Below are 14124 nucleotides of genomic sequence, written 5' to 3' on the forward strand. Positions count from 1 at the left end.
CGGCGTCCGCCGTGGCCGGGAACGGCTCACTTCGCGGACTGCTGAGCGCTGCCCCTCAGGCGGGCGTTGAACTCCGCCACATTGCGCTGGTGCTCGGAGTAGTCGGCGGTGAAGCGCGTGTCGCCCGGCTTGACGGTGACGAAGTACAGCCAGTCGCCCTGGGCGGGGTTGGCCACGGCGCGCATGGCCTCCTCGCCCGGATTGTCGATGGGCGTCGGTGGCAGCCCCATGCGCTGGTAGGAGTTGTAGGGGCTGTCCAGCCGGGTGTCCTCCGTGGTCATCCGGACCGTGCTGCGGTTGAGGGCGTAGTTGAGGGTGGAGTCCATCTGCAGCGGCATGCCGCGCTCCAGCCGGTTGAAGACGACGCGGGCCACCTTGTTCATGTCGGCCTTCGAGGCGGCTTCGGCCTGGACGATGCTCGCGATGGTGATCGCCTGGTACAGGTTCATGGAGTTGCGCTGAGGCCCGGCGGCGACCGGGGCCGCGTTGAACCTCTTGTTCGCGGTGTCGACCATGTAGGACAGCAGGGACTGCGGGGTGCTCTTCTCGTCAAGGGGATACGTCGCCGGGAAGAGGTAGCCCTCCGGGTTGCCCTCGGCGGAGTTCGGCAGGTCCAGGTGGGCGCCGGGGATCGACTGCTTCGTGGTGCCGGGGGCCAGGGCGAGGGCCTTGTCGATGGCGGCGTAGACCTGGCCGGACCGCCAGCCCTCGGGGATCACCAGTGTGCGGGGTCGTGCCGGGGTGTCGTCGTGGTGCAGCGTCAGCAGCGGCACCGCCACGGCGGTGCCGGCCAGTGCGGCCCCGGTCAGGACCAGGACCAGACGTCCCCGGCGTGTCAGTCGGGTCGTTCTCCGTGACGGAGTGTTCCTCTGCATGCGGGCACGGTAACCCCCAAAGAACCGTAAACCCGGCATATCGTCAGCTTGTCGGCTCCAGTTGCGTTGCCGGCTCCAGTTGTGCGTCCCGGCGGACCAGGGCGGCGTAGCGTCCGTCGCGCTCCAGCAGCTCCTGGTGCGTGCCGCGTTCGGCGGGCCGCCCGGAGTCGAGGACCACGATCTGGTCGGCGCCGCGGACGGTGGACAGACGGTGCGCGATGGTCAGGGTCGTCCTGTTGGCGGACAGGGCGTCGATGGCCTCCTGCACGGCGGCCTCCGTACGGGTGTCCAGGGCGCTGGTGGCCTCGTCGAGGATGAGGACCGGCGGGTCGCGCAGGATGGTCCGGGCGATGGCCAGGCGTTGCTTCTCACCGCCGGAGAAGCGGTGGCCGCGCTCGCCGACGACCGTGTCGTAGCCGTCGGGCAGGGCCGCGATGTGGTCGTGGATCTGCGCCGCCCTCGCCGCCGCACGCAGCTCCTCGTCGGTGGCGTCCGGCTTGGCGAAGCGCAGGTTCTCGGCGACCGAGGCGTGGAAGAGGTACGTCTCCTGGGAGACGACTCCGACCGCGCGGGCGAGGGTGTCGAAGTCGAGGTCGCGCACGTCGACGCCGTCGATGGTGACGCGTCCGCCCGTGACGTCGTACAGCCGGGGCACCAGGTAGCCGAGCGTGGACTTGCCGGCGCCGGTCGGGCCGACAATCGCGAGGCTGCTGCCCGCGGGCACGGTGACGTCGATGTCCTCCAGGATCGGGCCGCTCTTGTCGTCGTAGCGGAAGTCGACGTCCTCGAAGCGGACCTCGCCCTTCACCTGATCGAGATGGACCGGCCGCTCGCGCTCGGTGATGTCGATCGGCAGGTCCAGGTACTCGAATATGCGCTGGAACAGCGCGAGCGAGGTCTGGATCTGCACACCGGTGGACAGCAGGCTGACGGTCGGCCGGAACAGGCCCTGCTGGAGCGAGACGAAGGCGACGATCGTACCGATGGACACCTGCGGTCCGCCGAACTGGAGGGCGACACCCGCGGTCCAGTAGATGACGGCGGGCAGGGCGGCCATGACGATCGTAATGACGGCCATGCGCCAGCGCCCGGCCATGTTCGACCTCACCTCGAGGTCGACCAGGCCTTCCGACTCCGCGGCGAAGGACTCGGTCAGCGAGGCCGAGCGGCCCATCGTGCGGCCGAGCAGGATGCCGCTGACGGAGAGGGATTCGGTGACCGTGGCCGCGATCGCGGCCATCTGCTTCTGCCGCTGAGTGGTGATCTTCTTGCGCTCGTTGCCGACGCGGCGGCTGATCCACACGAACACCGGGAGCAGCAGCAGTGAGACGACCGTGAGCCGCCAGTCGAGGGCGACCATCGCGACGATCGTGGCGACGACGCTGGTGACATTGGAGACCAGCGAGGTGGCGGTGGACGTGACGGTGGCCTGCATGCCGCCGATGTCGTTGGCGATGCGGGACTGCACCTCGCCGGTGCGGGTCCGGGTGAAGAAGGCCAGGGACATGCGCTGGAGCCGCCCGTAGACGGCGGTGCGCAGATCGTGCATGACGCGCTGGCCGACGGTCGTGGAGATCAGCGTCTGCAGCACGCCGAAGACGCTCGTGAGGACGGCGCTGAGGATCATGCCGAGCGCGAGCAGGCTCAGCAGGCCGGTGCGGCCCTGCGGGATCGCGACGTCCAGGATCTCCTTCAGCAGGAAGGGCGTGGCGACGGAGACCAGCGAGGCGGCTCCCACCAGCAGGCCCACGATCGCCAGACGGCCCCGATAGGGGCGGAAGAGGCGCAGGATCCTGCGGACCTGCCGCGGCTGCTCCCTGGCGTCGGCCGGTGGGGTCCAGAGGGGTTGATGGTCGGGATGCATGGGCTCCTACGGGTGTGAGTGGGTGCCGGACCGCTGGTGCGACCTGGCGGTGGACATCCGAGCCTAGCTCACTGTTACCTATACTCACAATGAACGAGGTCCTGATATTGTTCCCGCATGACCTCCCCCGACGCCGACGGTCTCCTCGCCGACCAACTGCTGCGGCTCACCCGCCGGCTGCACCGCATCCAGAAGCGGCACCTCGAAGAGCGCGCCCTCGGCATCACGCCGGCCCAGTCGCGGCTGCTGCGTACGCTGGCGCACTTCGGCGAGCCGCCCCGCATGGCGGATCTCGCCAAGTCGCTGGAGGTCGTGCCCCGAGCGGTGACCACACTGGTGGACGGCCTCGAAGCGAACGGCAAGGTGCGCCGGGCCCCCGATCCGGCCAATCGCCGGGTCATCCGCATCGAGCTCACCGACGACGGGCGCACGGCCCTGCGAGAGCTGCACCGCGCCCGCCGGGCCGCGGCGGAGGAGATCCTGGCGCCCCTGACGGGCGAGCAGCGCGAGACGCTCGGTGGACTGCTGGATACGCTGGTGGGCACGGTGCCTGCCCAGGGGCGCGGCTGCTGAACCGTACCTTCGGCACGTCAGCGCCGGTCCGTAAGCGCTGCGCCAACGCCGGGGCTAGCACGGCGCGTTGACACCGGTCCGAGCACCACGGGTTGACGCGGGAGAGAGTGCGGGGCGGATTGCGCGCACGGCGCGGGCTGGAGCACACGCGCCCCTTCGCCGGCCACCCGGCCGATGCGGCGGCTACAACCGCAGATTGGCCTTGTCCCCCATGACGATGACGGGCTTGTCCTTCGGATCGAGCCTGCGGAGCAGGTACTCCATCGCGGACTCCGGAACACTCACGCATCCCAGCGTGCCGTCACCGTGGTCCAGGTGCAGCCATATGCCGCCACCCTTGCTCTGGCCCAGCGGACGGGTCGGGTCGTCCGGGCGGGTGCCACGCAGACGGTTGTAGTCGATGGCGATGACGTAGTCGAAGTCATGCCAGTGCGCTTCCTCCCAGTAGAAGGGGGAGATGAAGGCATCCTCGTCCTGCGTGTACGGAAGCCGGGTGCCCGGGTCGTCGAGGACACCGCCGGCGTCGGAGAGGGTGAACACTCCGACCGGGCTGCGCTCGTCGTTCTCCCGGTGCTCGATCGCCCAGCCGCGCTTGCCGTTGTGGGCCGGCCAACTCATCTGCGGCTCCCACTTGGCGCCATGCTTCTCGTAGAGCACGAGCGTGGAGTCGGGGGAGGTCTTGTCGTCGCCGAAGACCGCCACTATCTGCCGTGCGCCAACGGGTATCCGCTGCCACATGCGGTCCCCGATCCCCGGAACCCGGGACTGCACCACGGGCGGGCTGGGCCGGGCGGTCCCTGTCGGGCCGCCCGGTCTGGGTATGTCGCCGTAATGGTGGACCTGATCCGGCGTTCCGCCGCACGCGGCCACCGCCGCCAGAAAGAAACCACAGGTCGCCGCAGCGACCATCGCACGCCTTGCACCGCGAGTCTGCATGTCCTCATCTTGACCAGGAGGCACGACGTGATCTAGTCGAGATTGGTCCAAATAGCCTTATCTCCTTTCTATTAGGGCATTGCACTCTTCGACTCCTGGTCAGAGACCCTTGGCGCGAAGGCCGAAGCACGGCAGTTCCGGACATCCGAGATCTCGGCAGCGAAACGACCAATCCCGAACCCTCGTACGGAAAACCGCTTGCCCTCGACCGCTTCGCGACGCCAGGCTGTCACGGCTCGCCCGCCGCCCGGGGGCAGCGCTCCGCCACTGACACGAGCCACTGGGACGTCATGCAGATCCAAGACCTTCCGTATCCCGATCCAGGGGTTCCTGACGCACGCTCGGGTCCCCGACTCCTGTGGTGGCTGGGGCGGAACCAGCTGGGCGGTCAGCTGAAGGCACTGGCGTGGGGGCTGCTGCACTTCGCCTCCGTCTCCTCCCTGCCGTTCTGCGTCGGACTCGCCGTCCAGGCGGTCGTCGACCGTTCGGGTGCCGGGCTGGCCCTCGCCGGCGGACTGCTGGCGGTGGCGTGTGCCGGCAACGCGCTCGGCGACACCTACCTGCACCGCGCGGCGGTCACCAACTGGATCACCGCCGCCGCCCGCGTCCAGCAACTGCTCGCCCGCAAGGCCGCCGGGCTGGGCTCCGGACTGACCCGGCGGGTGGCCGCCGGCGAGGTGGTCGCCGTCTCCACGGCCGACGTCGAGAAGATCGGCTGGTTCGTGGAGGCCGTGTCCCGGTTCACGGCGGCGGCCCTCACCATCGTGCTGGTCTGTATCGCCCTGCTCGTCTACCAGCCCGCGCTGGGCGTGGTCGTCGCCGTGGGGCTGCCCGCGCTGGCTCTCGCGGTGCTGCCGCTGCTGCCCCGCGCGACCCGGCGCGCCGATGTCCAGCGGGAGAAGGCGGGCCGCGCCACCGAGCTGGCCTCGGACACCGTCGCCGGACTGCGGGTGCTGCGCGGCATCGGCGGGGAGGAGCTGTTCCTCGACCGCTACCGGCGCGCCTCACAGGAGGTGCGGCACGCCGCCGTCCGCAGTGCCCGCATGTGGTCCCTGATCGCCGCGATCCAGGTCCTGCTGCCGGGCCTGCTGCTGATCGGGGTCGTCTGCTACGGCGTCCATCTGGCCCGCGCGGGCCGGATCAGCGTGGGCGAACTCGTCACCGTCTACAGCTCCGTCATGGTCCTCACCTATCCGCTCCGGCACTTCGTCGAGATCGCCATGGCGTACTCCTTCTCCCGCCCCTCGGCCACCCGGGCCGCCCGAGTGCTGTCCCTGGAACGGGCCACCGACGGGACCGGGACACGGGCACCCTTCGTGCCGTCAGGTGATCTGCACGACCCGGCGACCGGCCTTCGGGCACCGGCCGGACGGCTCACCGCTGTGGTCTGCGGCGACCCGGACGCGGCAGGCCGGCTGGCGGAACGGCTCGGCGGCCACCCCACCGAGCCGGGCACCTCGGCGCGGCTCGGTGGCATACCGCTGGACGAGTTGCCGCTCGGCTCCGCGCGCACCGCCGTCCTGGTCCAGGACAAGGACCCCGTACTGCTGTCCGGATCTCTGCGCGCGCTGCTCGACGTGCCCGCCTCGGGGAAGGTCACCGCCCGGGAAGCACTCACCGCCGCCCAGTGCGACGACGTGCTGGACGCGCTCGCGCAGTCGTCGCCGGCCGCCGAGGACCCGATGGACGTCCGGATCACCGAGCGCGGCCGGTCCCTCTCCGGCGGCCAGCGCCAGCGCCTGGCTCTGGCCCGGTCACTGATCACCGACCCGGAGGTGCTCGTCCTGGACGAACCGACCTCCGCCGTCGACTCCCACACCGAGGCGCGGATCGCCCAAGGCCTGCGTGACCTGCGGGCCGGACGCACCACGGTGGTGTTCACCTCCTCGCCCCTCCTCCTGGACCACGCCGACCGGGTGGTGCTCGTCCACGAGGGCACGGTCGCCGCGGTCGGTTTGCACCGGGAGCTGCTGCACACCGAGCCCCGGTACCGCGCGGTGGTGACCCGGGAGACCGACGAGGAACGCGCCGCGCACGGCCTGCTCGACGACGGCGGCAGACCGCGGGCCGCACCGGAACGCCGGTCGGACGACGCGCCGCGCGACGACGAGGCCGCCCCGCGGGACGCCGCTGAAGAGGCCCTGGAAGAGATGGAGGAGATGGAAGAGATGGAGGAGACGGCGTGATCGGCGTGGCGCCCCCTGCCTACGACCCGGCGGCCCCGACGACGGCCGACACCCTGCCCGTCGGCTCCGCCTCGACCGTACGGTCCTATGTGACCGAACTGCTGCGCCGGCACCGGCGCGACTTCGTCCTGCTCATCACCGTCAACACCTTTGCCGTGCTGGCCTCCATGGCCGGTCCCTGGCTGCTGGGCGGTCTGGTGGAAGGGGTGTCGGACCGCACCCGCGAGCTGCATCTTCCCCTGACCGCGGGGCTGTTCGTCCTCGCGTTGCTCGTCCAGGCGGCGTTCGTACGGGAAGTGCGGCTGCGCGGGGCGATGCTCGGCGAGCGGATGCTCGCCGACCTGCGCGAGGACTTCCTCGTCCGGTCGGTGGGCCTGCCGCCGGGCGTGCTGGAACGGGCGGGCACCGGCGACCTGCTCTCCCGCATCACCACCGACATCGACCGGCTCGCCAACGCGATGCGGGAGGCCGTGCCGCAACTGGCGATCGGGGTCGTATGGGTCGCGCTGCTGCTGGGCGGTCTGATCGTGACCGCGCCACCGCTCGGCGCGGCCGTGCTGCTGGCCGTGCCGCTCCTGGTGGTCGGCTGCCGCTGGTACTTCCGGCGGGCGCCGTCCGCCTACCGCTCGGAGGCCGCGGGCTACGCCGCCGTGGCCGCCGCGCTCACCGAGACCGTCGACGCCGGGCGCACCGTGGAGGCACACCGCCTCGGCGAACGCCGCGTCGCCCTGTCGGAACTCCGGATCACCCAGTGGACCGCGTGGGAACGCTACACGCTCTGGCTGCGGTCGGTGCTCTTCCCTGTCATCAACGTCACCCACGTCACCGTGCTCGCCTCGGTGCTCATGATCGGTGGCGTGTTCGTCCTGCGGGGCTGGATCGGGGTCGGCCAGCTGACGACGGGCGCCCTCATCGCGCAGATGCTCGTCGACCCGGTGGGGCTGATCCTGCGCTGGTACGACGAGTTGCAGGTGGCGCAGGTGTCGCTGGCCCGGCTCGTCGGGGTGCGCGACATCGAGCCGGACGCCGGGGACGACTCCCTGGCCCCCGCCGGCCGTGACGTCGACGCGGACCGGGTGCACTTCGGCTACCGGGAGGGCGTCGACGTACTGCGCGAGGTCTCCCTGAAGGTCGCCCCGGGCACGCGGCTGGCCCTGGTCGGCCCGTCCGGCGCCGGGAAGTCCACGCTGGGCCGCCTGCTCGCCGGGATCTACGCGCCCCGGGACGGCCGGGTCGCGCTCGGCGGCGCCGAACTCTCCCGCATGCCCGCCGAGCGCGTCCGCTCCCATGTCGCCCTCGTCAACCAGGAGCACCACGTCTTCGTGGGCTCCCTGCGCGACAACCTGCTGCTCGCCCGCACGGACGCCGTCGACGCCGAGCTGTGGGCGGCGCTGGGCGCGGTCGACGCGGACGGCTGGGCCCGTGCCCTCGACGACGGTCTGGACACCGAGGTCGGCTCCGGGGGTCTTGCCCTCACCCCGGCCCAGGCCCAGCAGATCGCCCTCGCCCGGCTGGTCCTGGCCGATCCGCACACGCTGGTCCTGGACGAGGCGACCTCGCTGCTCGACCCACGTGCGGCCCGGCACCTGGAGCGGTCCCTGGCCCGCGTCCTGGACGGCCGCACGGTCGTCGCGATCGCCCACCGGCTCCACACGGCCCACGACGCCGACGTCATCGCCGTGGTCGAGAACGGCCGGATCACCGAGCTGGGCAGCCACGACGAACTCGTCTCGGCGAACGGCGCCTACGCGGCGCTGTGGCGCTCCTGGCACGGGTGACCGCACGAAGGCTCCACCCCCTGGGGCCCGGCGTTCCGCCCATGACACGGACCGCGAGTCGCACCACCGCACGGCGTGCGGCACACGGTCCGTGTCGTTCGCGGTGGCGGATGCGGTGAACGGAGTGGGGACGGGCGCGGTGAGGGGCGTGAACACGGGCGCGGCCGACGGGACCGATTCCACCGCGGTGACCGGTGTGGCCGACGGGTCCGGCGCAGACGGAGCGGCCGGCTCCAGCCCGGTGGCCTGAGCGGCGGCCGGCACGGTGACGGGCGGGGTCGGGGGATTCGGCTCCGTCGCGATGACCGACGCGCTGACGAACGCAGTCGCCAGGATCGGCGAGGTCGCCGGGGTCGGCCGCGCCCCCATGACCGGTGCGGTGCCAGGCCCCGCGGCCGGGGCGGGCCCGGGACGGGACCGGCGGTGGACAGGGCGTTGGCCGGGCGGCGCGGCCGGTGCCGTTGCGCGGTGCCGAACAGCGGTGGAAGGCTGGAAAGCGGAAACGGCTCGGGGAGCACCCGGGATCCGTGCGGTTCGTTCCGGGTGCCTGCTGCGCCCCGTGCACCGGCGGCCGCACATCGGCCGCGGAGAGAACGGGCCCGTCCCCACCACCTGGAGGTACCCGTGGACAGCGCCGACGGATGGGGAGACGACGTCTACCAGCCCGACGACTCCGAGGTCAGGGAGGACACGGGAGTGCTCGACCCGGAGGACACGCTGATGAACGACGGTGTCGACGACCCCCTGGACCGTGGCTGGTCGCCGCCGGAGCGGCCGTGGGCCGTGGAGCACACCGGCGTGACCGCCGAGGAGCGCCACCAGGGCGAAACCCTGGACCAGCGCCTCTCCGAGGAAGTGCCCGAACCGGCCGCCTGGGACGGCGACGACATGGGCGATTGCGAGGACACCGACGGGGAACTCCTGGACAACGAAGTGGGTACCGCCCGCTCCGGCCGTCTCGTCGCCCCCGACGAGGGAGCGCACGAGGACGACGAGAGCGCCCTGGTCGCCACCGACGTGGGCATCGATGGCGCGGCCGCCTCCGCCGAGGAGGCCGCGATGCACGTCGTCGACGAGGAAACCCCTCAGGACTGACCCGGCCGCCCGCGTGCCGTCACCCTCTCCCCCGCCGCACGAGGAGCATTCATGCAGCAGGACAAGCACCCCGACTACCACCCCGTCGTCTTCCGGGACCGCGCCGCCGGGTACGCCTTCCTCACCCGGTCCACCGCGAGCAGTGAGCAGACCATCGAGTGGGACGACGGCGCGACCTACCCGGTCGTGGACGTGGAGATCTCCTCGGAGAGCCACCCCTTCTACACCGGCAAGGCCCGCACGGTGGACTCGGAGGGCCGGATCGCCCGGTTCGAGCGGCGCTACGGCGGCGGTCAGGCTCCCGGAGGTGACGGAGCCGCCTGACCGGCCACGGGAGGCAGGACGGCCTCCCCAGCCGGGGGCCGGACCGGTCGAGCGGTACGGGCGCGGCCGGGGCCCTGGCGGGACCACCGCGCGCCGTGCGCCTCGAGCCCGGCTGAGCGTGTGCCTCAGTTGACGTTCAGCGCGACCACGCAGCCCAGTCCACCGATCACCATGAACGCCGGCATCAGCACCTTGAGCTCGACCCAGTCGCCGGCCCGGAACCGCATCGCCTTCGGCGGCCCGATGGGGTACCAGCGCCTGCGGCCTATGGGTATCGGCCACAGGATGGGGCACCCGGAGACGGTCAGCGCGTCCCCGAGGTCGTGCATCAGCGCTCCCAGCACGATCGGCAGGCCCAGCCACAGGTACTCCTGGCCGGGAGCGGTGAACAGCCAGTCCGAGCCGTTGCCGGGCTGGTCGAGGATGTCCACCAGGATCCAGGCACTGGTCGCGGCCAGCAGCCAGACCAGGACCGCGCTGCTCGAGCCGCGGGCCGCCCGCCAGAGCAGACCCTCGATGGCCAGCACCATGTGCACGAAGAGAATGCCCAGCACCGCCCAGCGGCCCCCGGTGATCGCCAGCACGGAGGTGCCCGCCCCGATCAGCACCGCCCACAGCCAGGTGTGCGTCAGCGTCCGGTGCCCGCCGGATCGGCGCGGGTCTCCCTTCATCCGCGTCGCCTTGTAGACGGCGTAGGACAGCTTGTCGACGATCTCGCACAACGCGTGCGAGACAGGTCCGAAAGCCCGCGAGATGGTGGCGGCCTTGTGGTCCAGGTCCGGGGCGAGCGCGGCCCCCGCGCAGATCAGCGCACCGACCAGCAGGACCGGCCAGGGCATCGGGTGCCCCGCCGCCGAGACCGCCGCTCCGACGCCGAGCCAGGCCGCCGCTCCCGACAGTGAGTGTGCTGGTCCCATCATGGCCGTTGCCCGCCCCATTCCTCTTGCGCCGCTGTCCAGTTGACCTGGTGTGCCGATGTACTGCCGGCGACACAGCGTAGCGTTCGTGATCTTCGGTCGGGCATCCGATTCCCGTCTCGGCCGGGGTGCCAGGCAAGATGGGGGCGTGACCCTCATCGATCAGCTCCCGCCGACCGCCGACCCCGACGCCCTGTACGAGGCCTTCGAATCCTGGGCGCAGGAGCGCGGTCTTACGCTCTACCCCCACCAGGAGGAGGCGCTGATCGAGGCGGTCTCCGGAGCCAACGTGATCGTGTCGACGCCCACCGGGTCCGGCAAGAGCATGATCGCCGCCGGCGCTCACTTCGCCGCGCTGGCCCGGGACGAGGTCACCTTCTACACGGCACCGATCAAAGCGCTGGTGTCGGAGAAGTTCTTCGAACTGTGCAAAATGTTCGGCACCGAGAACGTCGGCATGCTCACCGGCGACGCCTCCGTGAACGCCGACGCGCCCGTCATCTGCTGCACGGCGGAGGTCCTCGCGTCGATCGCCCTGCGCGACGGCAAGGACGCCGACGTCGGCCAGGTCGTCATGGACGAGTTCCACTTCTACGCGGAGCCCGACCGGGGCTGGGCCTGGCAGATTCCGCTGCTGGAACTGCCGCAGGCGCAGTTCGTCCTGATGTCGGCCACGCTCGGCGACGTCTCCTTCTTCGAGAAGGACCTCACCCGCCGCACCGGGCGCCCCACCGCGGTGGTCCGCTCGGCGACCCGCCCGGTCCCCCTGTCCTACGAGTACCGGCGCACACCGCTGACCGAGACGCTCACCGACCTGCTGCAGACGCGCCAGGCACCGGTGTACATCGTCCACTTCACCCAGGCGCAGGCCGTGGAGCGGGCACAGGCGCTGATGAGCATCAACATGTGCTCGCGCGAGGAGAAGGAGCAGATCGCCGAGCTGATCGGCAACTTCCGCTTCACCACCAAGTTCGGCCGCAACCTCTCCCGCTACGTCCGGCACGGCATCGGCGTCCACCACGCCGGCATGCTGCCCAAGTACCGGCGTCTGGTGGAGAAGCTGGCGCAGGCCGGTCTGCTGAAGGTGATCTGCGGCACGGACACGCTCGGCGTGGGCGTCAATGTGCCGATCCGTACGGTGCTGTTCACCGCGCTGACCAAGTACGACGGCAGCCGGGTACGCACGCTGCGCGCCCGTGAGTTCCACCAGATCGCCGGCCGGGCCGGCCGCGCGGGCTACGACACCGCGGGCTTCGTCTGCGCGCAGGCCCCCGAGCACGTCATCGAGAACGAGAAGGCCCTCGCCAAGGCGGGCGACGACCCGAAGAAGCGCCGCAAGGTCGTCCGTAAGAAGGCACCGGAGGGCTTCGTCGGCTGGGCGGACAGCACCTTCGACAAACTCATCGCCTCGGAGCCCGAGCCGTTGACCTCCCGCTTCCGCGTGACACACACGATGCTGCTGTCGGTGATCGCACGGCCCGGCAATGCATTCGAGGCGATGCGGCGACTGCTGGAGGACAACCACGAGCCGCGCAAGCAGCAACTGAGGCACATCCGACGGGCGATCGCCATCTACCGCTCGCTGCTGGACGGCGGCATCGTGGAGAAGCTCGACCGGCCGGACGCCGAGGGCCGCATCGTCCGGCTGACCGTCGACCTCCAGCAGGACTTCGCGCTCAACCAGCCGCTGTCCACCTTCGCGCTGGCCGCGTTCGAGCTGCTGGACCCCGAATCGCCGTCCTACGCGCTGGACATGGTGTCCGTCGTGGAGTCCACGCTGGACGATCCACGGCAGATCCTCGCCGCCCAGCAGAACAAGGCGCGTGGCGAGGCCGTGGCCGCGATGAAGGCGGACGGTGTCGAGTACGAGGAGCGCATGGAGCGCCTCCAGGAGATCACGTACCCCAAGCCGCTGGAGGAACTGCTCTTCCACGCGTACAACACCTACCGCAAGAGCCATCCGTGGGTGGGCGACCACCCGCTGTCGCCGAAGTCCGTGATCCGCGACATGTACGAACGGGCCATGTCCTTCACGGAGTTGGTCTCCTTCTACGAGCTGGCGCGCACCGAGGGCATTGTGCTGCGCTACCTGGCCAGCGCGTTCAAGGCCCTGGAACACACCGTCCCGGACGACCTGAAGTCCGAGGACCTCCAGGATCTGATCGCCTGGCTCGGCGAGATGGTGCGCCAGGTCGACTCCAGTCTCCTGGACGAGTGGGAGCAGCTGGCCAACCCGGAGGTGATGACCGCGGAGGAGGCCCAGGAGAAGGCCGACCAGGTCAAGCCGGTCACCTCCAACGCGCGCGCGTTCCGCGTCCTGGTCCGCAACGCCATGTTCCGCCGCGCCGAACTCGCCGCCCTCGACCAGGTCGGGGAGCTGGGCGAAATGGACGGCGAGTCCGGGTGGGACGCCGAGACGTGGGGCGAGGCGATGGACAAGTACTGGGACGAGTACGACGACCTCGGTACCGGTCCCGACGCCCGCGGGCCCAAGCTGCTGGTGATCAAGGAGGAGCCGCAGAACGGGCTGTGGCGGGTGCGGCAGATCTTCGACGACCCCGCCGGCGACCACGACTGGGGCATCAGCGCCGAAGTCGATCTCGCCGCGTCCGACGCCGAGGGCCGCGCGGTCGTCCGTGTCACCGACGTCGGTCAGCTGTGAGCCGACGTCGACCCGTTCTGAACTCAGGAGTCTCCCACCCATGACGAACCCGGCCGAAAGGCTCGTCGACCTGCTCGACCTGGAGCAGATAGAAGTCAACATCTTCCGCGGTCGCAGTCCGCAGGAGTCCCTCCAGAGGGTCTTCGGCGGCCAGGTGGCCGGCCAGGCACTGGTCGCCGCCGGACGCACGACGGACGGGGAACGGCCGGTCCACTCGCTGCACGCGTACTTCCTGCGCCCGGGCCGGCCGGGTGTGCCGATCGTGTACCAGGTGGAGCGGGTACGGGACGGGCGGTCCTTCACCACCCGCCGGGTCACCGCCGTACAGCAGGGCCGGACGATCTTCAATCTGACCGCTTCCTTCCACAAGCCTGAACAAGGGAGCTTCGAGCACCAGATGCCGGCGGGGCCCGAGATCCCGGAGCCGGAGTCCCTGCCGACGGTCGCGGACGAGATCCGGGAGCATCTGGGCACACTGCCGGAGCAGTTGGAGCGCATGGCACGGCGGCAGCCGTTCGACATCCGGTACGTGGACCGGCTGCGCTGGAGCACCGAGGACGTCAAGGAGGCCGAACCGCGCAGCGCCGTGTGGATGCGCGCGGTGGGACCGCTCGGTGACGACCCACTCGTGCACACCTGCGCGCTGACCTACGCCAGCGACATGACCTTGCTGGATGCGGTGCGCATCCCGGTCGAGCCGCTCTGGGGGCCGCGCGGCTTCGACATGGCGTCGCTGGACCACGCCATGTGGTTCCACCGGCCGTTCCGTGCGGACGAGTGGTTCCTGTACGACCAGGAGTCGCCGATCGCGACAGGCGGGCGCGGTCTGGCCCGCGGGCGCATCTTCGACCTTCAGGGGCGCCTGCTCGTGTCGGTCGTCCAGGAAGGCCTGTTTCGCGCGGTGTAGGCGGACA

At 70.8% G+C, this 14124-nt stretch carries 11 protein-coding genes; 7 read left to right on the forward strand and 4 right to left on the reverse strand.

All coding sequences use genetic code 11. The features are described from left to right. Nucleotides 1–26: 26 nt before the first annotated feature. Nucleotides 27–875 carry an endolytic transglycosylase MltG gene (mltG, locus tag OIE49_RS05575; protein WP_326801344.1) on the reverse strand — a complete coding sequence of 283 codons (849 nt, stop codon included), beginning with the start codon at nucleotides 873–875 and terminating at the stop codon, nucleotides 27–29. 43 nt (nucleotides 876–918) lie between these two features. Beyond that, the gene (locus OIE49_RS05580) at nucleotides 919–2739 is read right to left on the reverse strand and encodes an ABC transporter ATP-binding protein (RefSeq protein WP_326801345.1); all 1821 of its coding nucleotides are present in this window, start codon (nucleotides 2737–2739) and stop codon (nucleotides 919–921) included. A 117-nt stretch (nucleotides 2740–2856) separates the two neighbouring features. Here OIE49_RS05580 and OIE49_RS05585 point away from each other — a divergent pair, with 117 nt between their 5' ends. Beyond that, a complete protein-coding gene (locus tag OIE49_RS05585; protein ID WP_100567444.1) occupies nucleotides 2857–3312 on the forward strand; it encodes a MarR family winged helix-turn-helix transcriptional regulator in 456 nt (151 codons plus the stop codon). Between the two features lie 183 nt (nucleotides 3313–3495). Here the strand turns inward: OIE49_RS05585 and OIE49_RS05590 are convergent, their stop codons facing one another. Continuing rightward, a complete protein-coding gene (locus OIE49_RS05590) occupies nucleotides 3496–4050 on the reverse strand; it encodes a L,D-transpeptidase family protein (protein WP_376491772.1) in 555 nt (184 codons plus the stop codon). 488 nt (nucleotides 4051–4538) lie between these two features. Between OIE49_RS05590 and OIE49_RS05595 the strand changes: the two genes are divergently transcribed. From OIE49_RS05595 to OIE49_RS05610, 4 genes are all read left to right on the forward strand, one after another. Continuing rightward, a complete protein-coding gene (locus OIE49_RS05595) occupies nucleotides 4539–6434 on the forward strand; it encodes an ABC transporter ATP-binding protein (RefSeq protein WP_326801346.1) in 1896 nt (631 codons plus the stop codon). Beyond that, entirely contained in the window at nucleotides 6431–8212 is a 1782-nt protein-coding gene (locus tag OIE49_RS05600) for an ABC transporter ATP-binding protein (RefSeq protein ID WP_326801347.1), read from the forward strand. Before OIE49_RS05595 ends, OIE49_RS05600 begins: the two co-directional genes overlap by 4 nt. A 624-nt stretch (nucleotides 8213–8836) precedes the next feature. Then, entirely contained in the window at nucleotides 8837–9307 is a 471-nt protein-coding gene (locus OIE49_RS05605; protein ID WP_100567440.1) for a DUF5709 domain-containing protein, read from the forward strand. 51 nt (nucleotides 9308–9358) lie between these two features. Continuing rightward, entirely contained in the window at nucleotides 9359–9631 is a 273-nt protein-coding gene (locus tag OIE49_RS05610) for a type B 50S ribosomal protein L31 (protein ID WP_326801348.1), read from the forward strand. 125 nt (nucleotides 9632–9756) lie between these two features. On the opposite strand, the gene OIE49_RS05615 is transcribed toward OIE49_RS05610, so the two are convergent. Next, a complete protein-coding gene (locus OIE49_RS05615; protein WP_326801349.1) occupies nucleotides 9757–10551 on the reverse strand; it encodes a metal-dependent hydrolase in 795 nt (264 codons plus the stop codon). 145 nt (nucleotides 10552–10696) lie between these two features. Between OIE49_RS05615 and OIE49_RS05620 the strand changes: the two genes are divergently transcribed. Both OIE49_RS05620 and OIE49_RS05625 read left to right on the forward strand, forming a co-directional pair. Beyond that, complete coding sequence (locus tag OIE49_RS05620; RefSeq protein ID WP_326801350.1) at nucleotides 10697–13210, forward strand: DEAD/DEAH box helicase; 2514 nt, start codon at nucleotides 10697–10699, stop codon at nucleotides 13208–13210. Nucleotides 13211–13250: 40 nt separating this feature from the next. Then, entirely contained in the window at nucleotides 13251–14117 is an 867-nt protein-coding gene (locus OIE49_RS05625; RefSeq protein ID WP_326801351.1) for an acyl-CoA thioesterase, read from the forward strand. Nucleotides 14118–14124 lie beyond the last annotated feature (7 nt).

The organism is Streptomyces sp. NBC_01788 (assembly GCF_035917575.1).
GTDB lineage: Bacteria > Actinomycetota > Actinomycetes > Streptomycetales > Streptomycetaceae > Streptomyces.